Origin of the sequence: Rhodococcus sp. 14-2483-1-2, assembly GCF_002259405.1 — a bacterium.
Taxonomy (GTDB): domain Bacteria; phylum Actinomycetota; class Actinomycetes; order Mycobacteriales; family Mycobacteriaceae; genus Rhodococcoides.
The window spans coordinates 97810-119337 of record NZ_NPFW01000012.1 but is presented as its reverse complement, the minus strand read 5'-3'; the positions used below and the strand labels follow the sequence as shown (position 1 = coordinate 119337).

General features: G+C 65.1%; 19 protein-coding genes. 14 read left to right on the top strand and 5 right to left on the bottom strand.

Annotation, left to right across the window (positions count from 1 at the left end; translation table 11 throughout):
• The first annotated feature begins 83 nt into the window (after positions 1-83).
• From CH295_RS10995 to CH295_RS10980, 4 genes are read left to right on the top strand one after another with little or no spacing between them, the layout of a single operon-like run.
• Complete coding sequence (locus tag CH295_RS10995; protein ID WP_094634040.1) at positions 84-998, top strand: metal-dependent hydrolase; 915 nt, start codon at positions 84-86, stop codon at positions 996-998.
• Positions 995-2113 (top strand): PDR/VanB family oxidoreductase, encoded by a 1119-nt coding sequence (locus CH295_RS10990; RefSeq protein WP_094740691.1) that lies wholly within the window; start codon positions 995-997, stop codon positions 2111-2113. Before CH295_RS10995 ends, CH295_RS10990 begins: the two co-directional genes overlap by 4 nt.
• A gap of 17 nt (positions 2114-2130) precedes the next feature.
• Positions 2131-3660 carry a flavin-containing monooxygenase gene (locus tag CH295_RS10985; RefSeq protein ID WP_094740690.1) on the top strand — a complete coding sequence of 510 codons (1530 nt, stop codon included), beginning with the start codon at positions 2131-2133 and terminating at the stop codon, positions 3658-3660.
• Positions 3657-4490: an SDR family NAD(P)-dependent oxidoreductase gene (locus CH295_RS10980; RefSeq protein ID WP_094740689.1), complete on the top strand. Its 834-nt coding sequence runs from the start codon at positions 3657-3659 to the stop codon at positions 4488-4490. The genes CH295_RS10985 and CH295_RS10980 overlap by 4 nt, the downstream gene beginning before the upstream one ends.
• Before the next feature lie 23 nt (positions 4491-4513).
• On the opposite strand, the gene CH295_RS10975 is transcribed toward CH295_RS10980, so the two are convergent.
• On the bottom strand, positions 4514-5167 hold the full coding sequence (locus CH295_RS10975) for a TetR/AcrR family transcriptional regulator (protein WP_094740688.1): 654 nt from the start codon (positions 5165-5167) through the stop codon (positions 4514-4516).
• 125 nt (positions 5168-5292) lie between these two features.
• Between CH295_RS10975 and CH295_RS10970 the strand changes: the two genes are divergently transcribed.
• From CH295_RS10970 to CH295_RS10955, 4 genes are read left to right on the top strand one after another with little or no spacing between them, the layout of a single operon-like run.
• A complete protein-coding gene (locus CH295_RS10970) occupies positions 5293-6426 on the top strand; it encodes a VOC family protein (RefSeq protein WP_094740687.1) in 1134 nt (377 codons plus the stop codon).
• Entirely contained in the window at positions 6423-7358 is a 936-nt protein-coding gene (locus CH295_RS10965; RefSeq protein WP_094740686.1) for a fumarylacetoacetate hydrolase family protein, read from the top strand. The genes CH295_RS10970 and CH295_RS10965 overlap by 4 nt, the downstream gene beginning before the upstream one ends.
• The gene (gene mhpA / locus CH295_RS10960) at positions 7355-8956 is read left to right on the top strand and encodes a bifunctional 3-(3-hydroxy-phenyl)propionate/3-hydroxycinnamic acid hydroxylase MhpA (RefSeq protein ID WP_094634034.1); all 1602 of its coding nucleotides are present in this window, start codon (positions 7355-7357) and stop codon (positions 8954-8956) included. Before CH295_RS10965 ends, mhpA begins: the two co-directional genes overlap by 4 nt.
• On the top strand, positions 8953-9768 hold the full coding sequence (locus tag CH295_RS10955) for an SDR family oxidoreductase (RefSeq protein ID WP_094740685.1): 816 nt from the start codon (positions 8953-8955) through the stop codon (positions 9766-9768). Before mhpA ends, CH295_RS10955 begins: the two co-directional genes overlap by 4 nt.
• Here CH295_RS10955 and CH295_RS10950 read toward each other — a convergent pair.
• From CH295_RS10950 to CH295_RS10940, 3 genes are read right to left on the bottom strand one after another with little or no spacing between them, the layout of a single operon-like run.
• Entirely contained in the window at positions 9765-10865 is a 1101-nt protein-coding gene (locus CH295_RS10950) for an alpha/beta hydrolase family protein (RefSeq protein WP_252342001.1), read from the bottom strand. The two genes, CH295_RS10955 and CH295_RS10950, sit on opposite strands and share 4 nt — an antisense overlap.
• 53 nt (positions 10866-10918) lie before the next feature.
• Positions 10919-12043: a Nickel transporter NicT gene (gene nicT, locus CH295_RS10945; RefSeq protein ID WP_094740683.1), complete on the bottom strand. Its 1125-nt coding sequence runs from the start codon at positions 12041-12043 to the stop codon at positions 10919-10921.
• A 27-nt stretch (positions 12044-12070) separates the two neighbouring features.
• Complete coding sequence (locus CH295_RS10940) at positions 12071-13459, bottom strand: MFS transporter (protein ID WP_141216998.1); 1389 nt, start codon at positions 13457-13459, stop codon at positions 12071-12073.
• A gap of 187 nt (positions 13460-13646) precedes the next feature.
• Here CH295_RS10940 and pgfA point away from each other — a divergent pair, with 187 nt between their 5' ends.
• Complete coding sequence (gene pgfA / locus CH295_RS10935) at positions 13647-14699, top strand: cell envelope lipid trafficking protein PgfA (RefSeq protein WP_094740681.1); 1053 nt, start codon at positions 13647-13649, stop codon at positions 14697-14699.
• 18 nt (positions 14700-14717) lie between these two features.
• On the opposite strand, the gene CH295_RS10930 is transcribed toward pgfA, so the two are convergent.
• A complete protein-coding gene (locus CH295_RS10930) occupies positions 14718-15338 on the bottom strand; it encodes an SACE_7040 family transcriptional regulator (protein ID WP_094740680.1) in 621 nt (206 codons plus the stop codon).
• A gap of 114 nt (positions 15339-15452) precedes the next feature.
• Between CH295_RS10930 and CH295_RS10925 the strand changes: the two genes are divergently transcribed.
• Genes CH295_RS10925 through CH295_RS10905 form a run of 5 tightly spaced genes read left to right on the top strand, consistent with a single transcriptional unit; the run spans position 15453 to position 21484 of the window.
• A complete protein-coding gene (locus tag CH295_RS10925) occupies positions 15453-17030 on the top strand; it encodes a carboxyl transferase domain-containing protein (RefSeq protein ID WP_094740679.1) in 1578 nt (525 codons plus the stop codon).
• A 5-nt stretch (positions 17031-17035) separates the two neighbouring features.
• Positions 17036-19030, top strand: a complete 1995-nt coding sequence (locus CH295_RS10920) for an acetyl/propionyl/methylcrotonyl-CoA carboxylase subunit alpha (protein WP_094740708.1) — start codon at positions 17036-17038, stop codon at positions 19028-19030.
• The gene (locus tag CH295_RS10915; protein WP_094740678.1) at positions 19027-20193 is read left to right on the top strand and encodes an acyl-CoA dehydrogenase family protein; all 1167 of its coding nucleotides are present in this window, start codon (positions 19027-19029) and stop codon (positions 20191-20193) included. Before CH295_RS10920 ends, CH295_RS10915 begins: the two co-directional genes overlap by 4 nt.
• On the top strand, positions 20190-20675 hold the full coding sequence (locus CH295_RS10910; RefSeq protein ID WP_037187309.1) for a MaoC family dehydratase: 486 nt from the start codon (positions 20190-20192) through the stop codon (positions 20673-20675). Before CH295_RS10915 ends, CH295_RS10910 begins: the two co-directional genes overlap by 4 nt.
• Positions 20672-21484 (top strand): HpcH/HpaI aldolase/citrate lyase family protein, encoded by an 813-nt coding sequence (locus CH295_RS10905; RefSeq protein ID WP_094740677.1) that lies wholly within the window; start codon positions 20672-20674, stop codon positions 21482-21484. The genes CH295_RS10910 and CH295_RS10905 overlap by 4 nt, the downstream gene beginning before the upstream one ends.
• Positions 21485-21528: the final 44 nt, after the last annotated feature.

The following is a 21528-nucleotide window of genomic DNA, read 5'->3' as shown; positions in this document are numbered from 1 at the left end:
TGTCATGCAACATTGCAACACAAGTTGTTGCTATGTAGCATCCGTGTCAGCAGCATCACCATCTCGGAGAAACGGAGTTGCGAATGTCTCGGAACAAGGCGGTCGACTCGAACGAGCAGTACACGGACGAGTCCTACGCGATAGTGGCGCGTGCGGTGACATTCGACTGGTCCGGCGTTCCACTCCAGTACATCCCCCACGAGTGGTACGCCACCCACTTCTGGAACGTGATGCACCTGGTCCTGCCCGAGGGAGAACGAGCGATGGCGGACGTGTTCGCCCAGGCGCTGCCGTTCATCGACGACCGTCGACTGCACGAGGAGGTCGTGGGATTCGTGGGCCAGGAAGCAACGCACGCGTCCTCCCACGAGAGCTTCCGCAACTACCTCGTCGCACACGGAGTGGACATCGAACCGATCCTGCAACGCATTCGCTTCGCCGTGGGTGTGGTGTTCGGCGACCACGGCCTCACCGGCCGCGCCGGCAAAGCCTGGCTGGACGAACGCCTCGGAATCTATGCTGCAGCAGAGCATTTCACCGCCGTGGTAGGCGAGTGGCTGCTCGACAACACGGAATTCGACCGCATCGGCGTCGACCCCACGATGCTGGATCTGCTGCGCTGGCACGGCGCGGAAGAGCTCGAGCACCGCAACGTGGCATTCGACGCGTTCCAATACGTCGACGGTGGCGGATTCCGCCGTGCCCGAACGGCAGTCGTCGCCAGTGCCGGATTGGCCGTGCTGTGGTTCAGCACCGCCGCGTACCTGTACAAGAACTCGGTTGCCACGCCGCGCACCGGACGACGCCGAATGCGCACCCCCTGGCCCCTCGCCTTCGCACGCGCGTCACGCAAGAATCTCATTCCCGGTCTGTCGTTCCTGTTCGTACAGCTCGCCCTCTACATCCGTCCGGGCTTCCACCCCTCGAAGATGGGCGACATCGACAAAGCAGTGCAGTACCTCGCCATCTCCCCCGCAGCCCTGGCGGCCCAGCAATGACAGACACGACCGTGGTGACCACTCCCACCCACAGTCATCTGGGCGAGGTCACCGTGACCGCGCCCGGACTCGGACTGCGGGCCGTCGGTGCCGCGTCCCGCATCTACGCCAAACTCGTCACCGATTCGTCGATCGTGACGGCCCTGTCCCCCGCGCGGCCCCGGCGAAGCGTCGGATACGAATTCGAGACCGTCGTCGACGACACGATCGACGAGGCCGAGGACGTTCTCTCACTGTTGTTGTCTCGCAGAGACGGTGCGCAGCTTCCGACGTGGTTGCCCGGTGCGCACATCGACGTCACCACCCCGTCCGGTTCGGTGCGGCAGTACTCGCTCGCCGGTCGCCCCGGCGCAGGTGATCGCTACCGCATCAGCGTCCGCAAGATCCCCGGCGGCACGGCGTCCACCGAGATTCACACCCTCACCCGCGGCGATGTCCTACGAGTTCGCGGACCCCGCAACGCCTTTCCGATGGCCGAGGCCGAGCACTACCTCTTCGTGGCAGCCGGAATCGGCATCACACCCATCCGGGCGATGATCGAACGCGCCGTTCAGGACGGGGCGCGGTGGACGCTGTACTACCACGGTCGGTCTCGGGCAAGTCTGCCGTTCGTCGCCGTGCTGCAGCAGTTGGCACTGACCTCGCGTGGCCAGGTGATCGTCAAGACCGACGATGTCGACGGATTTCCGATTCCGGCGGACATCGTCGATCTCGGGATGGGCAACTCCGCGATGTACGTCTGTGGGCCCGCGGCACTGTCGAGCAGGCTTCGCGCCGAGGCCCTCTCGAGTACCGCCGTTCGTGAGTTCCACACCGAATTGTTCGCGCCCGCACCGGTGGTCGACGGCACGCCGTTCGTCTTGCGGCTCGACCGTTCCGGCGAGACCGTCGAGGTCGGTGCCCAGGAGACCGCTCTCGACGCCCTCCGTCGGTCGAGGCCGGACCAGCCCTATTCCTGCCGCCAGGGCTTCTGCGGAGCGTGCGTGGTCGGTCTCGTCGGCGGACGCGTCGATCACCGCGACCGCGTTCTCGATGCCTCCGAACGCGAGAAGTCGCTCACCCTGTGCGTCTCGCGTGGTGCCGTCGACGGCGAAGTCGTCGTCCTCGATCTGTAGAAGGAGCTCGAACTCTCATGACTGCAACACAATCCGGCACGGTTATGCCGCAGATCGACGTCGCTATCATCGGCGCGGGTTTCGGCGGTCTCGGTGCCGCAATCCGACTCGAGCAGGAAGGACGCGGCGACTTTCTGATCTTCGAGCGCGACACCGCCGTCGGTGGAACGTGGCACGTGAACAGCTATCCCGGTGCGCAGTGCGACATCCCGTCCGCGCTGTACTCGTTCTCGTTCGCACCCAACCCGGACTGGACGCGGTTGTACCCGCTGCAGCCCGAGATCGAGGCGTACCTCAACGACTGCACCGACAAGTTCGGAATCCGGGATCGTATCCGCTTCGGTCACGAGGTACTGGACGCAACCTGGAACGACGAGCAGGCCCGATGGGTGGTGCGGACGAGTGCGGGAACGTGGTCGGCGCGCATCCTCATCGGAGCCCTCGGTCCGTTCAGCGAGCCGGCCACGCCCGAGATCGACGGCCTGGAATCGTTCTCGGGCAGCGTGTTCCACTCGGCGAAGTGGAACCACGAGCACTCCGCCGAGGGGCGACGCATCGCCGTCATCGGCACCGGAGCATCTGCGGTGCAGTTCGTTCCGCGTCTGGCCCCCGAGGCCGCACACCTGACGCTGTTCCAGCGGACACCGACATGGATTCTTCCGCACCCCGACCGGCCGATCTCCGAATCCGGCAGATCCGTGCTCAGGAAGTACCCCCTGGCCCAGCGCGCCATGCGCCGCGTGTTCGATCTGTTCCAGGAAGCGTTGGTCCCCGGACTCATCGGCCATCGCTCGTTGCTGGCACCGCTCACGGCCATGGGGCGTGCCCACCTGCGTCGCCAGGTGAAGGATCCTGTTCTTCGCGAGAAGCTCACGCCTGGTTACGAATTCGGCTGCAAGCGACCTACCTTCTCGAACAAGTTCTATCCCGCACTGTGCCGAGAGAACGTCACCGTGGAGACCACCGGCATCGCTCGGATCGTGCCCGAGGGCATCGTCACCACCGACGGGACCGTGCACGAGGTGGACGCGATCGTCCTCGGGACGGGATTCACCGTCTCCGGCCACACCGGCTTCAGGCGCATCGTCGGCCGCGACGGAAAGTCGTTGGCAGACAGGTGGCCCGACGGCGAGATGTCGTCGTACCGGGGTACCACGGTGCACGGCTTCCCGAACTTCTTCATGCTGCTCGGCCCCAACTCGGTGGTGTACACCTCACAGGTGGTCACCATCGAGGCGCAGGTGAACTACATTCTCGCGGCGTTGCGCGCCATGGACTCCAACGCGATCACCGCGCTCGAGGTGAGCATGCGTGCGCAGTCGACGTTCGCCGAACACACCGACCGCAAGCTCGCGGGTTCGGTGTGGAACTCGGGCGGGTGCAAAAGCTATTACCTGAGCCCGTCGGGCCGAAACGTGACGTACTGGCCCGGGTCGGTGCGTGACTTCACTCAGCGGATGGCCACGATCGAACTCGGCCACTACCACTGGCGCAGTGCAGATGTGCGTCCCGATACCGAACTCGTGACGTCCGAGGACCTCGCATGAAGAACCGTATGGAACTGGCCGGAAAAGTGGCGTTGGTGACCGGTGGAGCGCGTGGAATCGGAGCCGCAACGGTCGCGGAATTGGTATCCGCCGGAGCCTCGGTGGCAGTGGTGGATCGACACTTTCCGCCGGACGCCGCGAGTTCCGAACGGATCCTGCTGCTCACCGGCGACGTCACCGATCCCGACGCGATGGCGCACTGCGTCGCCGCGACGGTGAGCACGTTGGGCGGTCTCGACATCGTGATCGCCAACGCGGGCATCACACCACCGCCCGCCACCATCAGGACCGTCGACCGCGCGGTCTTCGACTCGGTGATGGCCGTGAACTTCGGCGGTGTGCTCAACATCGTGCGCGCTGCGGCCGACGAGATCGTCGCGAGCGGTGGCCACATTCTGCTGGTGTCGTCGTGCGCGGCCTTCACTCCCGGCATGGGCGGGTCTGCCTACATGGTGAGCAAGGCGGCGGTCGAACAGCTCGGCCGCGCGCTGAGAATCGAACTCGCCGCCGTGGGCGCAACGGCGGGTCTCGCGTACTTCGGTGTGGTGGATACCGATCTGGCCCGCAACACCCTCGACAGCGATCCGATGGGCCGGCGGATCGGCGTATTCCTGCCGTGGCCGCTGAACCGGCGTCTGCCCTCGCAGCGCGCCGCGGAGTTGCTCGTGCACTCGGTCCGCACGCGTCGGGCCCGCCTCATCGCGCCGTCCACCTGGACGCCGTACTTCTGGTTCCGCGGAGTTCTCAACCCGATTCTGGAACGCAGACTCGTGAAGGACCGCGCGATCGCCGAGATCATCCGGGATCTGGAGAAGACACACGCCCGCTGAGTCTCGCCTGCCTGCGCTGGCTGCTAGTCGCTGTCGCCGTCCACGCTCGGTACGTCACTCATGGGCGGTAGCGATCGCACGCACAGGTCCTGTGCATCGGTGTCGGATACTCCGAGGGCGAGCAGAACGCCGTAGGCCATCCGGTCGACGGACTCGACGTCGCTGCGCTCGGGCTGCTCGAGCAGTAGCTGCCCCATGCCCAGCAGTGCGCCCGCGACCAACGCCAGCGACAGCTGGATGTCCGGAACGCGGAAGTAGCCGGCAACGACTCCGGCCTCGATGTCTCGCGCGGCGCGCGGGCCGAGTCCGTGTTGTGAGGTGATCAGTTCCGGACCGGAATGGATGAGCACGCGGCTCAGTTCCGGCTGCAGCCGGAACAGCCGGCCTGCGATTCGGAAGGACCGGGTGAAGGCTTCTGCCGGGTCGGCCGAGCTGTCGGTCAGCGAATCGAGATAGGTGCCCAGCAGTTCCAGGGCACCGTCGACTGCGGCCTGGAACAGCTGCTCGCGGCTGACGAAGTGGTTGTAGAAGGACCCCATCCCGACGTCGGCAGCCTGGGTGATCTCCGCGATCGGAGCATTCAGTTCGCCGCGGGCGATGAATCCTTGCGCAGCCGCGATCAGCGCGCCGCGCGTGCGCGCTTTGCGCCGCTCTAGCCGATTCGGGGTCTCTGTCATGTTCCCTACTTCTGTCTGCGCTGGTCGACGCCCTGACCCTTCCTCACCGCTGACGAATTTGTCAATACTATTGACTGACGACGCACTCATAGGTGACGATATTGTCACCAACGAGGGAGGGCTTCATGGGACACGACGTCGACGGCCACAAGGACATGCACGTGGACCAAGGCGCACTCCCCGGCGAGCACCCCGGTCGCGCGAAAGATCCGATCATCAAGGTTCGAGACATCGCCTGGCTGGAGTTTCGCAAGCCGGATCTGATCAAGGCCGAGGCATTCGCCGTCGCGTTCGGTTTCACCGTCTCGCTCCGCACTCCGGAGGAGATCCATCTGCGCGGCACTCAGGTCGGCGCGCCGTGCGTGATCATCCGCCGCGGTAAGCGAACACGCTTCGTGGGCGCAGCCTTCGCCGCCGCAGACGATGCCGACCTCGTGACATTGGCCGAAGCCACCGGGCAGCGGGTCCAGCGCCTACCCGACACACTCGGCGGTGCCGCGGTCACTCTCACCGACCCGGGCGGGCAACCCGTCCAGGTGGTGTCCGGGTACACCGACCATCCCGAACTTCCCGGCCAGGAAGCGCACACCTACAACTTCGGTGAACCCCGCTACCGGCTCAACGCGACGCAACGGCCACCGCGTCAGCCCGCCCGAGTCCAGCGCCTGGGACACGTGGTGCTGCAACGCACCGGCTACCTCGAGAACCTGGACTGGTACCTGCATCACCTCGGCCTGATCGTCAGCGACTTCCTCTACTACGACGGTCAGCGTGATCGCGGTCCAGTGATGAGTTTCATCCGTTGCGATCGTGGCAACACTCCGTCCGATCATCACACTCTCGCAATGACTCTCGGTCCGTCCAACCGGTACGTGCACTCCGCCTACCAGGTGTCGGATCTCGATGCGATAGCCGCGGGCGGGGAGTACCTCACCCAACGCGGGTACCGGCATTCGTGGGGTATCGGCAGGCACATCCAGGGCAGCCAGATCTTCGACTACTGGCGTGATCCCGACGGTTTCCTGGTGGAACATTTCAGCGACGGCGACATGTTCGACAACTCCCTCGAACCCGGCTGGGCCCCGATGACGGCGTCCGGTTTGGCCCAGTGGGGGCCGCCGGCGTCGAAGGACTTCCTCGGAATCGCCCCCAGCAGAGCGTCATTGCACGAACTGAAATCGATCTTCTCCTCACTGCGCAACGACAACGAGTTCGACACCGATCGCCTTCGCGGCCTGATGAAAGTGGCATCCTCATGAGCATCGCTGTACTCCGCACCGCCGACGCCTGGTGGGTCGAAACCCCCGCGGGCGCGTCGCGCATCGACACCTCGGCGGTGAGCACCGCCGAGCTCCTCGCCGATCGGCCTGCCATCGAATCCGCTCGCAGCGCAACCGATGTCGTTGCAGTGGAGACACTGTCGTTGATCTCGCCGGTGACGGCTCCCTGCCGCGTCATGGCGAACATGACCAACTACGTCTCTCACGTCAAGGACTCGGGAATGAACCCCGAGACGGTTCCGCTGACGTTCTTTCGCAAGACCTCCGGTTCCATCAGCGGACCCACCGACGACGTCATCAAGCCGACACACGTGAAGCTGCTCGACTACGAGATCGAGATCGGACTCGTGTTCGGCAAGACGCTCACCGTCGGAACCAAGGTCGACGCCTCCAACGTGGCCGAGTACGTCGCCGGCCTCGTGCTCACCAACGACGTCTCTGCCCGCGACGTCCAGTTGCCGAAGACTCAGTTCTACGAGGGCAAGTCGTATCCCACCTTCACTCCGGTCGGGCCGCGCCTGGTCCTTCTGGAGGCCGGTGAGTTCGACCGGTTCGGCGAACTCGCCCTGACCCTGCGGGTCAACGGCTCTGTGCGACAGGACAGTACGGTCGCCGACATGATCTACCGCCCGGTCGAGTCACTCAAGGCCCTGAGCAAGTTCCAGCGGATCGACGCAGGCGACCTGCTGCTCACCGGCACTCCCGGCGGCACCGCATTGAAGGCCCCCGCCAAGCCGATCGAGATGATCGGATCGCTGGTTCCGCCGTCGGTCAAGTGGAAGGTCTTCTTCAAGAAGCAGGCCAAGAATCCCGCGTTCCTGAAAGACGGTGACGTCCTCGAACTGACCTGCTCGACTCCCGACGGAGCCCTCGATCTGGGGGTCCAGCGCACCCGGGTCTCCTACCGATGACCGGTACCGAGTCCGACGGCACTCACTTTCCAGTGGTGATCGTCGGAGCCGGTCCGACGGGCATGACCGCTGCGTTGCTGCTGGGCCGGTACGGCGTGCCGTGCCTCGTGCTGGACAGGTGGGAGGACGTCTACCCGCAGCCGCGGGCAGTCCACCTCGACGACGAGGTGTACCGCATTCTCGGTGATCTGGGCCTGGCCGAGGACTTCGCGGCCATCTCCCGTCCCGGTCGCGGACTGAGGTTGTGCACCAGGGACATTCGAACCCTGGCCGAGTTCGAACGCGATCCCGACGATCGACCGCACGGCTACCCGCAGGCCAACATGTTCGATCAACCCGAACTCGAGCGTCTGATGCGTTCTCACATCGCGCGTTACGACTCCGTGCAGATGCGTGGCGGATGCGAGATCACCGATGTGCAGAACCTGACGGATTCGGTTCGGGTCCGGTACGACTCGACCGAGGACGGGACGCCACATTGGGTGACCGCCGACTACGTCCTCGGTTGCGACGGGGCCAACAGTGTGGTGCGCAGATCCATCGGTTCGAAAATGGAGGATCTCGGTTTCGAGCAGCGATGGTTGGTCGTGGATATCGAGACCGACGTCGATCTCGGGCAGTGGGATGGCGTGCACCAGGTGTGCGATTCCGAGCGATCGGCGACGTACATGCGCATCGGCCCCACCCGCTACCGCTGGGAGTTCCGGATGCTCGACGGCGAGACCCTCGACGAGTTCACCGATCTCTCGGCCATCCACCCTTTCATCGCACCGTGGTTCGTTTCCGGCGAGATCCCGGACATGAAGCTGATTCGCAGCGCGGAGTACACCTTTCGTGCCCAGGTGGTGGACCGGTGGCGTGATCGCCGGGTCTTCCTGCTCGGCGATTCCGCGCATCTGACGCCGCCCTTCATCGGGCAGGGCATGGGCGCAGGGCTCCGAGATGCGCGCAATCTGATCTGGAAGATCGTCGGCGTGCTCGACGGGCATCTGAAGGAGACCTCGCTCGAGAGCTACGAGACAGAACGAAAGACGCACGCCAAGCAGATGATCGAATTGGCGGTCGCGATCGGATGGGCCATGACCGGCGGCAGCCGGCTCACCGGCATCATGCGCACGAACATCGCACCCGCCCTCGGCTACCTACCGTTCGTCGGCGAGAAGGTCACCGCCAGCACCACCCCGTCACTCGCTCGATCGCAGTACGTGCTGCGTTCGCCCGTCCCGGTTCGCACACTGGCCGGAAAGCTGTGCCCCAACAGTCCGTTGGACAGCGGGGCTCGTCTGGACGACCTCGCGCCGGGCCGGTTCCTGTTCGTCTCGTCGACACCCCTGGCCATCGGGCACCGTCGAGAGATCGAACGCCGCGGAGCCGTCGTCGTCGAGGTGGCGGCGTCGTCGGAGCTGGGGGTCTGGCTGCGCCGCGGACACGCTGTTGCCGCCATCGTGCGACCGGACCGCACGGTCATGGCGTCGGGCACCTCGGTGCCCTCCCTGCACACCAAAGTACCGACCACAGCTTTTCGCAGGACAGAATGCCCGGCACCCGTAGTGACGAAGCCGGCACCTACCCGCACCGTGAACAAGAGGCGTAGATGAACACTGCAATAGTCACCGGAGCGACGTCGGGAATCGGCGAGGCCGTCGCCGAGGTTCTGATCGCTCGCGGCTACCACGTCATCGGAACGAGCCGCGACAGCTCGTCGGTGGCCGACCCGATACCCGGTGTCGAATACCGCGACCTGGACCTGACGGACCCATCATCGATCCGCGGGTTCGTGGACGGCATCGCCGAGACCTCGGTGGATGTGCTGATCAACAACGCAGGCGAAAGTCAGTGCGGCCCACTCGAAGAGCTGCCCATCGAGGCGATTACCCGGCTCTTCCAGCTCAACGTCTTCGGAGCGATCGAGTTGACCCAGGCCGTGCTGCCGGGCATGCGAGATCGTGGCAGCGGAAAGATCGTCAACATCGGGTCGATGCTCGCGAGCTTTCCGCTGGCCTACCGTTCGTCGTATGCCGCCACCAAGGCTGCGATCAAGGGGTTTACCACCGCCGCGCGCTACGAGCTCAAGCCCTACGGAATCGACATCACCACAGTCGAACCCGGCTCCATCGCCACCGGGCTCTCGGCCCGTCGGACCAAGTACTGCGGCCCGCATTCACCGTACCTCCGCGACTTCACCACGGTGATCTCGCAGCTCGACGCCAAAGAGGCCGAAGGCATCACGGCCGAGACCGTGGCCCTCACGGTTCTCAGAGCCGTCGAGGACAAGAAGACGCTGCCCATCTACGCGGTCGGCAGCAATGCCCCTGCGGTGTTCTTCGCCCAGCGATTGCTGCCGCGCACGGTACTCGAACTGTTCACGGCCCGGGCCTACGGACTGCCCAGCAAGCGACCGGTGAACTAGCGAAACAGGTTCGCGACGAACGGAATCGTATCGGCCTGCGACTGGACGAAGGCTCCACTGTGGTCGGTGTTGTAGGCCCTGAACGTCACCGGCTGACCGTCGGCCGTCAGACGGGCGACGTAGGCGGCGGTGGTCGGGAACGGAACGTCGATGTCCTGCAGTCCGTTTCCCATGAAGAAGGGCTTGTCGAAACCTGTTTCGGGCATCGCCATGTAGTCGTCGAGAACGGCGGTGAAGTTCGGCAGGCCGACCAGTGGCGCGGTGAAGAAGTCGCCGATCGTCACACCGTCGAGTTGCGCCTCGAAGTCCGATACGCAGCTCGTCTCGGCCAGGTCTGCGTACTTCTTCCCGAGCGGGGTCAGGATGTCGTCCAGCCCGAGCTCGGGATGCGCGTAACGCAGCGACGCGCCGATGTACGCGACATAGGCGGTCAGGCCCGACGGTAGTTCCACCGGCGGAACGCCCGGTCCACCGATCGAGACCAACTTCTCGATGTACGCGGGAGTTCCGGTACCCACCGCCCCGCGGTAGTCGAGATCGGGGCCGCCGAATTCGGTTGCGTAACGGGCGGTGTAGATCGCTGCGCCACCGCCCTGGGATTGGCCGACGGCCACCCAGGATCGCGAGAGGTCCTCGCTGTGGTTGCGGCCCGCCTTGACCATGTCCACCACGTTGTGAGCCGTGGTTCGACCGTCGAGATACGCCGGTAATCCGGGCGTTCCGAGGCCCGCATAGTCGCTGGCGACGATGGCATAGCCCTGCGCGAGCCAGTTCGCCAGGTACGGCAGATCTCGCTCGGCGTAGGACGGACCGATCAGCGACGGCGCGCATGCGTCGCCGAGCCCGGATGTGCCGTGAGCCCACGAGATCACCGGCCAACCACCCTCCGGCGCAGTTCCCGGCGGTAGGAAGACGGTGCCGGTGCTCAGAGCCTTCTCACCGAAGGTGTCGGTGGTGACGTAGGTGAGCACCTCGGCCGAGGCAGCGCCGGGAATCCAGAGGTCTCGGTCCAGATCGCGAGTCGAGACGACGTCACCGATCTCCTGAGTGATAGCCGGTGCAGCGGAAGCGGGTACGGCCAGCAGCGCCGTCACCATGCTCGACGCGAGCGCCGCGGCAACCGAGAGGGCACCGATCCGACGACGAGAGGTCACTGGTTCTCCATTCCATTCGAGTGTGCGAAGCCACCGCGTTCGTCGATGCGCGCCACCTTGTAATACACGACCGCTCCGATCCACACGAGGAAGAACGTACCGACGACGAGCTGGCCGGCCAGATTGAGATCGATGACGGCCAACGCGTCCCACAACCCGCCGGTCAGCTCGAACTGTTCGGCAAGCAGGGTCAACAGCTGCACCGTGCCGATCACCAGTGCCACGAAGACGGACAGTCCCGTCATCGTCATGTTGTAGTAGATCTTGCGCACCGGCGTCACGAATGCCCAGCCGTACGCCTTGGACATGAAGATGCCGTCGATGGTGTCCATGGTGGTCATGCCCGCGGCGAACAGAACCGGCAGCGCGATGATCGCCATCGGCGGAAGTCCGCCTGCCATGGCCGTCGTGCCTGCGACCGCAAGCAGACCGACCTGAGTGGCGGTGTCGAACCCCAGCCCGAACAGCAGACCCAGCGGGTACATCTGCCACGAATGGTTGATCAGCTTGTCGTAGCGACCTCGGAACAGTCGATTCATCAGCCCACGCTTGGCCAGCAACTCGTCGAGGCCGGCTTCGGTGAACTCACCTCGTTTCGCGCGTCGCCAGACTCCGACGATTCCCGCGAGCACTGCGATGTTCAACGCCGCGATGAGATACAGGAACGTTCCGGACACCAGCGTGCCGATGATGCCGCCGACTCCGGCGAATGCGTCCTGGAACGCCGTCGCCCGCGACGCGACGAACGCGATGGCGGCGACGAAGACGAACACGACGGTCGAATGACCGAGCGAGAAGAAGAGGCCGACGGCCAACGGCCGCTTGCCCTTCTGCAGCAGAAAGCGGGTGGTGTCGTCGATGGCGGCGATGTGATCGGCGTCGAACGCGTGCCTGAGCCCGAGGGTGTACGCCAACACGCCTGCTCCGGCGTAGACCAGCGTGCCGTCGGCTCCGGTGAGGTTGTGGATGCTCGGAATGGAGTTGTAATGGGTGAACAGACCCCACCCGACCACGTGCAGAGCGGCGACGAAGCCGGCCATCGCCAGCAGTCGAGGAACCTCGTCGAGAGTGAATCGACTCTGCCGTCGGCCGAGCTCGACACGCGAGAGTTGGGTCGTCATGGAGACATTGTGGCCGATGACATCGAATTACTCTTCCCGCGCAGCCGCTGCCAGGACGCGCATCGAATCGCGTTCCACGGACCAGTAGGCCAGAAGAGCGAACACTCCCCCGACGGCCAGCAGCGGAAGAAGCGGAATCAGGCCGACGGTGAGTGAATCCGCCGCGTCGGACACCACACCGACCAGAAGCGGCCCGACGGCACCGCCCGCCGTCGCGGCGATCTGCAGCATGCCGAATCCCAGGCCCCGATCGCGTGCCGGGACGACGTCGGCGACGCAGGCGGTGAGAGTGGGAAGGGCGAAGGCCGAGAAGAAGGCGAACACGGTGAGGAGAACGACGAACATCAGCGTGGAGTTCATACCGAGCGCAATCGACATGAACACACTTCCCACCAGAATTCCGCTACCGCCCAGCAGTACTCGCCATTGCGCGAGGCTGGTGCCGACCACGGCACGACGGGTTGCCATCGCCGCGACGAGCGTGCCGAGGACGATTCCGAGCAGCGTCATGCCTCCGCCCGCCGTCGCGGCAGCCGATTCGGACAGGCCGTACCGACGTTGCAGCAGACTCGGTAGCCAGAAGGTCAGACCACCGATCGACAGACTCATGACCGTCAGAGCCGCGCCGGTGAACCACAGCGTTCGGATGGGAAGTAGCCGGCGGAGCTGGGTGGCAAGCGGTCCGGACGGCGTGTGAGCCTGCAGGCTCGAGTCTGCACGGGCCGCCAACCTGTCTGCGTATCCGCGCTCGGGTTCCTTCAGACGTGAGACGAGCACTGCGACAAGCAGTCCGGGGATCGTCATGACCATGAACGCCCCGCGCCAGCCCAGCCAGTCCGCCAGCACACCACCCAGGACAATGCCCGCTCCGCCCAAGTACGCCGAGGTTCGCCACCAACCGAATGCCGTAGATCGTGTTGAGGGCGGGTAGAAGTCGGCAAGAAGACTCGCACTCGCCGGGTTGTCCACTGCCTCCGCCGCGGCAAGACCGACCCGTACGAGGTAGAAGATCAGGAAGGTGGGCGCAAGCGCGGAACCCAACGTCGCCAGAGACCACAGTACGACGACCCAGGTCACGATCCTGCCGCGATCGTGACGGTCGGCGAGGTATGCAGCCGGTATCGCCAGGACGCCCGCGGCGATAGCGGACGCACTGGGCAGCGATCCCGCCACCGCGTCGCCGAAACCCCATTCGGCTTGCAGCTGAGGAAGAACGGCAGCCACGAGGCTGAATTCGATACGGTCCACGAAAGCGACGAGAACCAACACGATCGCCGGTCCCCAGCCGAACGGAAGGACTGCAGAACCGGGCCCGGTGCGCAAGGTCCCGATGGTTCGCCAACGGCTGCCGCGATCGACCACCGTGCCTCGATCGATACCGGTCGCCATGCGTCGTCCACCTCGATTCAGCGTCACGGGAAGGCTCCACTCCCGGGCCACCTCCTACCCCAGTCTGTACCTTTCGAGAAAATCTCAACATCGGTTGATGTCTCTGTGATTTCCGGCGAACATGCTGACAGGTCACAACACAGAAGCGGACATTCGGGGCTGCCGTCACGGCAGGATGAGATGGCCGGAAACGAAATGAGTTGGGACGGTGTTTATGTCACGGGCGAGAATCGCGATGTGCGTGCTCGCGGGTCTGGGATCCTTCGCGATCGTCGTTGCGCTACTTCTGCCCACCCTCGTATACGACCGTCTGGCGGTGACTCCCCTCGACATCGCCGCCACCACGGTGGCCACCACGGCAGAAGGTGCGGGCGGCGAGGTCCTCGACGCGAGGACGATCACCGGACCCGGACCCCTGTCCATCGCGACGGATGTTCCCCTCGTTCTTCAGCGGTACATCACCGTGGAGGATCCCTCCGACGCAGACCGCGTCACCTTCCAGGTCGGAGCCACGGTGCGACGCGCCGACCGCGACGGGGATGCGGGCCTGCTGACCGCCTCGGTGGATCGAGTGACGAGTGACCGGCGCACCGGCCTGCCCGTCGAGCCCACCGGATCCCTGCAGACCACCGTCGACTCGCCTGCTGTTCCTCTGCCGCGCATGGGGTTACAGCATCGCTTCCCCTTCGATACCCAGCCGATCACGTACACGGTCTACGACGCGACGGCGTGGACGAGCTTCGAGGCGAACTTCGTCGAGGAGCTCACCATGGAGGGGCTGCCGATCTATCACTTCCGATCGATCGTGACCGAAGCCGACCTCTCGACCACAACACAGTCGCCGATCAACTCGGTGACCCTCCCGGCATCGAAATGGGGACTGGGCGACGGGGACGAGCCGATCACGATGAAGCGCTGGTACTCGAACGTTCGCGACATCTACGTCGAGCCCTCGAGTGGGAGCCTGGTGTGGGGACAGGAAACGCCGTACCAGTACTTCGCGAGAGATCCGAAGATCCCCGAGGTCACCATATTCAGGGCGTCACTCGCTCTGGACGAGACGGGTCGGCTGGAGCAGGTGGCCTCGGCACGCGACGCCGCGAACAAGTTGGCCTGGTTGACTTCTCGCGGACCACTCCTGGGATACGCGGTCGGCGGAGCCTGCCTCGTCGGTGCCGTCGCCGCCGGAGTGATCGGATCTCGTCGCGCGCGTTCGCCCGAGCCCACTCGCCGACATGCAGACGAAGACGAGCGCGCGTCGGTATAGGTGACCTGGGGTCGACTCTCAGGTCACTGCTGCACGACTCGGAGCAATCCCCAACGCCCCGAGCACCATTGCCCGCAACACGGGACGAGCGTTCTTCGACGGAGTACGCCCCGCACTGTTGGGCGTGGAGTTGATGAGGCCGAAGACCGCGTGTGCCGTGGTTCGAGCGTCGGACTCGTTCAGTTCCGGGCCGACGGCGCAGAGCACCCCGACCCACAGTTCCACGTACTCGCGCTGCATTCGGCGCACCTTGCGTCGGGCTCCCTCGGGGAGGCTCTGCAGGTCGCGATCCTGGATGCGAATGAATGCCGGTGTCTCGAAAGCGAAGTCGAGGTGGAACTCGACCAACGCAGACAACGTGTCCACGGCCGCCCCACCACGATCGACCACCGCACGGCCACCGTCGAGCAGATACTCCGAGATTCCGACCATCAGCTCGACGAGCACTGCCTCCTTGTTCGGGAAGTGTCGGTAGACGGCCGGTCCGCTGACGCCGACTGCCGCGCCCAAGTCCTCGAGTCGCACCGAGGTGAAGCCGCGCTCGGCGAACAGTGATGCGGCAGCATCGAGCAACTGCTGTCGACGCTCGGCCTTGCGCTGCTCGCGCACCGTCGTCGGCCTTGCCTCCAACTCCTGCACTGGCTCCCCCTCGACCCTGGACTCTCAGTTAATCGTAGTTTACTATGATGTCAGTTATCAACCATTAACTGAACTCCTGTGACACCGGCGTCCAACCCCTAAGGCGTGCACCTCATGGCAATCGATATTGCTGCCAACCGGGCAGATCACGAGCGTCTCACCGGCGAGCTGGCCGAACGGCTCGCCGCGGCGGCGCTCGGCGGTAGCGAAAAATCCCGGGAACGCCACATCGCACGAGGCAAACTCCTCCCCCGCGACCGCGTCGACGAGCTACTCGATCCCGGCAGCCCGTTCTTGGAGATCGCGCCACTGGCCGCGAACGGTCTCTACGACGACGAGTGCCCCGGCGCAGGAGTGATCGCCGGCATCGGGCGCGTCTCCGGGCGCGAATGCGTCATCGTCGCCAACGACGCCACCGTCAAGGGCGGCACGTACTACCCGATGACGGTGAAGAAGCACCTGCGCGCGCAGGAGATCGCACTGCAGAACACCCTGCCGTGCATCTACCTCGTCGACTCGGGCGGCGCGTTCCTCCCGCGTCAGGACGAGGTGTTTCCCGACCGCGACCACTTCGGCCGCATCTTCTTCAATCAGGCGACCATGAGCGCCAAGGGAATTGCGCAGATTGCCGCCGTCATGGGCTCGTGCACCGCAGGCGGTGCCTACGTACCGGCGATGAGCGACGAGGCGATCATCGTCAAGAACCAGGGCACCATCTTCCTCGGCGGCCCGCCACTGGTGAAGGCCGCGACCGGAGAGGTCGTCACCGCAGAAGAACTCGGCGGTGGTGATCTGCACTCCAAAATCTCCGGCGTCACCGATCATCTCGCCGAGGACGATCGAGACGCACTGCACCGCGTCCGTCGCATCGTTTCCACCCTCGGGCCCCGGACACCACGGCCATGGGACGTCGTCACGACGCGTGACCCCGTAGCCGACCAGACCGAGCTCTACGACGTCGTCCCCACCGACCCCCGCACTCCGTACGACGTGCGTGAGGTGATCGGCCGCGTCGTCGACGCGGGCGAATTCGACGAGTTCAAAGCCGAATACGGCAAGACGCTCGTCACCGGATTCGCCCACATCCACGGCCATCCCGTCGGAATCGTCGCCAACAACGGTGTGCTGTTCGCCGAATCTGCCATGAAGGGCGCGCATTTCATCGAACTGTGCGACAAGCGCAGCATTCCGCTCGTCTTCCTGCAGAACATCTCCGGGTTCATGGTCGGCCGCGATTACGAGGCAGGCGGCATCGCCAAGCACGGCGCGAAGATGGTCACCGCGGTGGCATGTGCCCGTGTCCCCAAGATCACCGTCGTCATCGGCGGGTCCTACGGCGCAGGCAACTACTCGATGTGCGGCAGAGCCTATTCACCACGCTTTCTGTTCATGTGGCCCAACGCGCGAATCTCGGTGATGGGCGGCGAGCAGGCGGCCTCGGTGCTCGCCACGGTGCGCAGCGAACAACTCGACGCGGCAGGCAAACCCTGGAGTGACGACGACCAGGAATCGTTCAAGGCTCCGATTCGCGACCAGTACGAAAGCCAGGGCAACCCTTACTATTCGACGGCCCGCCTCTGGGACGACGGCATCATCGACCCGGCCGACACCAGGCAGGTTCTCGGACTTGCCCTCTCGGCGTGCGCCAATGCGCCGCTCGAGCCGGTCTCCTACGGCGTTTTCAGGATGTGACGGACATGACCACGATAGACACCATTCTGATCGCCAACCGAGGCGAAATCGCTGTGCGGGTGGCACGAACGCTGCGCCGCATGGGAATTCGCACCGTTGCCGTCTACAGTGACGCCGATGCCGACGCCCGCCACGTCCACGAGGCCGACACCGCGGTACGACTCGGCCCCGCCAACGCACGCGAGAGCTACCTCGACATCGCCAAGGTGATCGCGGCCGCGAAAGCCGCCGGAGCACAGGGAATTCATCCCGGATACGGCTTCCTGTCCGAGAACTCCGAGTTCGCAACCGCCTGTGCCGAAGCCGGAATCGCCTTCCTCGGGCCGCCGGCCAAGGCTATCGAGGTGATGGGCGACAAGATCGCCGCCAAGGCCGCGGTCAGCGCCTTCGGCGTCCCGGTCGTGCCCGGCATCTCGCGCCCAGGACTGTCCGACGAGGACCTCATCGCAGGTGCGCCGGATGTGGGTTTCCCCGTCCTGGTGAAACCGTCCGCGGGCGGTGGCGGCAAGGGTATGCGTCTGGTCGAGCGCGCCGAGGACCTACCGGCAGCGCTGACCAGCGCACGTCGTGAAGCGGCCTCCTCGTTCGGCGACGACACTCTGTTTCTCGAACGATTCGTATTGCGGCCCCGGCACATCGAGGTCCAGATCCTCGCCGACGGGCACGGAAACGTCATCCATCTCGGCGAACGCGAATGCAGCCTGCAGCGGCGGCACCAGAAGGTCATCGAGGAGGCACCGTCGCCGTTGCTCGACGACGCAACCAGGACACGCATCGGCGAGGCCGCCTGCAACACTGCCCGCAGTGTCGACTACTCCGGTGCCGGCACAGTCGAATTCATCGTCTCGGCCGAGCGCCCCGACGAGTTCTTCTTCATGGAGATGAACACTCGTCTCCAGGTCGAGCACCCGGTCACCGAGATGGTCACCGGCCTCGACCTCGTCGAGTGGCAGGTCCGGGTGGCATCAGGCGAGCCCCTCACTCTCGCTCAGAACGACATCACGCTCACCGGACATGCGATCGAAGCCCGCGTCTACGCCGAGGATCCCGGCCGCGGATTTCTCCCCACCGGCGGTGCCGTCGTCGGATTGCGCGAGCCATCTGCGCCGGGAATTCGCGTCGACTCCGGCCTTGCCGTCGGAACGGAGGTGGGCAGCAACTACGACCCCATGCTCTCGAAGGTAATCGCACACGGACCCGATCGCGCGACCGCACTGCGCAGTCTCGATCGTGCACTGGCCGACACCGCCGTACTCGGTGTCGTCACGAACATCGAGTTCGCACGGTTCCTGCTCGCCGACAACGATGTTCGTGCCGGCAATCTCGACACCGGCCTACTCGACCGTCGCGTCGAGGATTTCGTGGCCGCCGAGGCGACCGACGAGGCGCTGATCGCCGCCACCGCAGTGCAGTGGCTCGACGCGTGGCAGGCCGCGGGACAGGACATCTGGGCAGCACCATCGGGTTGGCGAGTCGGCGCGAAAGCTCCGTTCCATCGTCGCCTCGCGTCCGGCGGTCGGACGGCGCATGTGGCCATCACCGGTACAGCGAGCACGGCAACGGTCGTCGTCGACGAGGGATCGCCGCGCACCCTCCGGGCTACGGCCACCGAGGATTCCGTGGATCTGGTGATCGACGGTCTCCGCGAATCGATGACCTTCGCCCGAAACGGCTCGGCCACCTGGGTTTCCAGTGCTCGCGGCACCTGGCGCATCGATCGGATTGCCGAGGCGAGCGTCCGCGAGGACGATGCCCATTCCGGTGACGCCGAGATCCTCTCGCCGATGCCGGGCTCGATCATCGCGATCGGAACCACCACCGGCAGCGCCGTCACCGCGGGCACGGCCATCGTCGTCGTCGAGGCGATGAAGATGGAACACACCCTGACCACCCCGATCGACGGCACCGTCGAACTGACTGTCGCAGTGGGCGATCAGGTCCGCGTCGATCAGATCCTCGCCCGAATCGTTCCCACACACACCGAAGAGGACCAGCCATGACCGAGCACCTGTCGTCGTCGAATCTGCCCGACGAGTACCAGCAACTGGTCAAATCCGTTGCCGACTTCACCCGGACGGTCGTCGCGCCGGTCTCGGCGAAACACGATGCCGAGCATTCCTTTCCGTACGAGGTAGTCGCAGGCATGGCCGAGATGGGCCTGTTCGGCCTACCGTTTCCCGAGGAGTTCGGCGGCATGGGCGGCGACTACTTCGCGCTGTGCCTGGCGCTCGAGGAGCTCGGCAAGGTCGATCAGAGTGTCGCCATGACCCTCGAGGCCGGCGTCTCGCTCGGTGCCATGCCGGTGTACCGCTTCGGCAACGACGCACAGAAGCAGCAGTGGCTGCCCAAACTCACCGCAGGCAAGGCCCTGGCCGCGTTCGGTCTGACCGAGCCCGGTGCCGGCAGCGACGCGGGCGGCACCAAGACCACCGCCAAACGCGACGGTGGTGACTGGATCATCAACGGCAGCAAGCAGTTCATCACCAACTCCGGCACCGACATCACCGAGCTCGTCACCGTCACCGCGGTGACGGGGGTCGACGAAGCGACCGGACGCAAGCAGATCTCGTCGATCCTCGTCCCCACCGATACCCCGGGATTCGTCGCAGAGGCTGCCTACAACAAGGTCGGCTGGAACGCGTCGGACACACACCCGCTCAGCTTCACCGATGTGCGCGTGCCGCAGGAGAATCTGCTCGGCGAGGAAGGTCGCGGGTATGCGAACTTCCTGCACATCCTCGACGAAGGCCGGATCGCGATCGCGGCGGTGTCGGTCGGTGCGGCGCAGGGCTGCGTGGACGAAAGCGTGAAGTACGCCAAAGAGCGTGAGGCGTTCGGTAGCCCTATCGCCCGCAATCAGGCGATCTCGTTCAAGATCGCCCGCATGGAGGCCCGCGCCCACACCGCTCGAACCGCGTACTACGACGCCGCGGCATTGATGTTGGCGGGCAAGCCGTTCAAGAAGGCCGCGTCGATCGCCAAGCTCGTCGCCTCCGAGGCCGCCATGGACAATGCGCGCGATGCGACGCAGATCCACGGCGGATACGGCTTCATGAACGAGTACGTCGTCGCTCGCCACTACCGGGACAGCAAGATCCTCGAAATCGGTGAGGGCACAACCGAGGTTCAGCTGATGCTGATCGCCCGGAGCCTGGGACTGTGAGCGACAAACGAATTCGCCAACGCGGCCTGTGGTTCGAGGAGATGGAACTCGGCACCGTGTACGAGCACCGACCCGGCCGCACCATCACCGAGGCCGACAACACGCTGTTCACCACGCAGACGATGAACACCCAGGCCCTGCACCTCGACGCGGCCTACAGCGAGACAACACCTTTCGGGCAACGACTGGTGAACTCCATGTTCACCGTGTCCACGCTCGTCGGACTGTCGGTGACGCAGTTGACCCAGGGCACCATCGTGGCGAACCTGGGCTTCTCGGAGGTGTCGTTTCCCAAGCCGCTGTTCCACGGCGACACCCTCTACGCCGAGACCGTGATCTCGGACAAGCGCGAATCGAAGTCTCGCCCCGGCGAGGGCATCGTGACGTTCACGCACACCGGTCGAAATCAGCACGGGGACGTCGTCGCAATCGCCGTCCGCAAGACACTCGTCCGGATGCAACCACCGGAGGAGGCGTCGTGAACTGGGTTCCGCCGGGACCGGCGTGGCTGTTCTGCCCGGCAGACCGACCCGAGCGGTACGACAAGGCCGCAGCACGAGCGGATGTGGTCATTCTCGATCTCGAGGATGCCGTCGGCGCTGCCGACAAAGCGGGCGCTCGTGAGTCCGTGGCCGCCACTTCTCTGGACCCGGCGCGCACCATAGTCCGAGTCAACGCGCACGGCACCGACGATCAGGCCGCGGACCTCGCGGCATTGCAGCAGACCGAGTACACCACCGTGATGCTGCCCAAATGTGAATCGGCAGAACAGATCGCGGCTCTGGCTCCACTGAATGTCGTCGCGCTGATCGAGTCCCCGCTCGGCGCGATGACGGTATTCGACGCCCTCGCCGCCGACAACGCCATCGGTGCCATGTGGGGTGCCGAGGACCTGGTTGCCGCCATGGGTGGCAACTCGAGCAGGCTCTCCAACGGGCAGTATCGTGCTGTGGCGCAGCACGTTCGGTCGCAGACCTTGCTCGCAGCCAAGGCACGCGGGCTGTTCGCGTTGGATTCGGTGTTCCTCGACATCCCCGATCTCGACGGTGTCCGTGCGGAAGCCGACGATGCCGTGGCCGTCGGCTTCGATGGAAAGGTGGCCATTCACCCCAGCCACATCCCCGTCATTCGCGAGGCCTATGCGCCGACCGTCGAGGAAATCGACTGGGCCATCGCCGTGCTCGACGCCGTCTCACACAATCGCGGTGTCTTCGCCTTCCGTGGCCAGATGGTCGATGCCCCGGTGCTCGCGCATGCTCGACGCATCGTCGCGCGCAGTTCCCCCTCCTAGCCCCAGTACTTGCACGCGCCGTTAATTGCCAGCGCGGTATGGTG

What these genes read in the sequence shown, in the direction of transcription:
- CH295_RS10955 (WP_094740685.1), top strand. Translation starts at nt 8,953, where the DNA reads ATGAACACTGCAATAGTCACCGGAGCGACGTCGGGAATCGGCGAGGCC.
- mhpA (WP_094634034.1), top strand. Translation starts at nt 7,355, where the DNA reads ATGACCGGTACCGAGTCCGACGGCACTCACTTTCCAGTGGTGATCGTC.
- CH295_RS10970 (WP_094740687.1), top strand. Translation starts at nt 5,293, where the DNA reads ATGGGACACGACGTCGACGGCCACAAGGACATGCACGTGGACCAAGGC.
- CH295_RS10975 (WP_094740688.1), bottom strand. Translation starts at nt 5,167, where the DNA reads ATGACAGAGACCCCGAATCGGCTAGAGCGGCGCAAAGCGCGCACGCGC.
- CH295_RS10925 (WP_094740679.1), top strand. Translation starts at nt 15,453, where the DNA reads ATGGCAATCGATATTGCTGCCAACCGGGCAGATCACGAGCGTCTCACC.
- CH295_RS10920 (WP_094740708.1), top strand. Translation starts at nt 17,036, where the DNA reads ATGACCACGATAGACACCATTCTGATCGCCAACCGAGGCGAAATCGCT.
- nicT (WP_094740683.1), bottom strand. Translation starts at nt 12,043, where the DNA reads ATGACGACCCAACTCTCGCGTGTCGAGCTCGGCCGACGGCAGAGTCGA.
- CH295_RS10985 (WP_094740690.1), top strand. Translation starts at nt 2,131, where the DNA reads ATGACTGCAACACAATCCGGCACGGTTATGCCGCAGATCGACGTCGCT.
- CH295_RS10980 (WP_094740689.1), top strand. Translation starts at nt 3,657, where the DNA reads ATGAAGAACCGTATGGAACTGGCCGGAAAAGTGGCGTTGGTGACCGGT.
- CH295_RS10990 (WP_094740691.1), top strand. Translation starts at nt 995, where the DNA reads ATGACAGACACGACCGTGGTGACCACTCCCACCCACAGTCATCTGGGC.
- CH295_RS10915 (WP_094740678.1), top strand. Translation starts at nt 19,027, where the DNA reads ATGACCGAGCACCTGTCGTCGTCGAATCTGCCCGACGAGTACCAGCAA.
- CH295_RS10995 (WP_094634040.1), top strand. Translation starts at nt 84, where the DNA reads ATGTCTCGGAACAAGGCGGTCGACTCGAACGAGCAGTACACGGACGAG.
- pgfA (WP_094740681.1), top strand. Translation starts at nt 13,647, where the DNA reads ATGTCACGGGCGAGAATCGCGATGTGCGTGCTCGCGGGTCTGGGATCC.
- CH295_RS10950 (WP_252342001.1), bottom strand. Translation starts at nt 10,865, where the DNA reads ATGGTGACGGCGCTGCTGGCCGTACCCGCTTCCGCTGCACCGGCTATC.
- CH295_RS10965 (WP_094740686.1), top strand. Translation starts at nt 6,423, where the DNA reads ATGAGCATCGCTGTACTCCGCACCGCCGACGCCTGGTGGGTCGAAACC.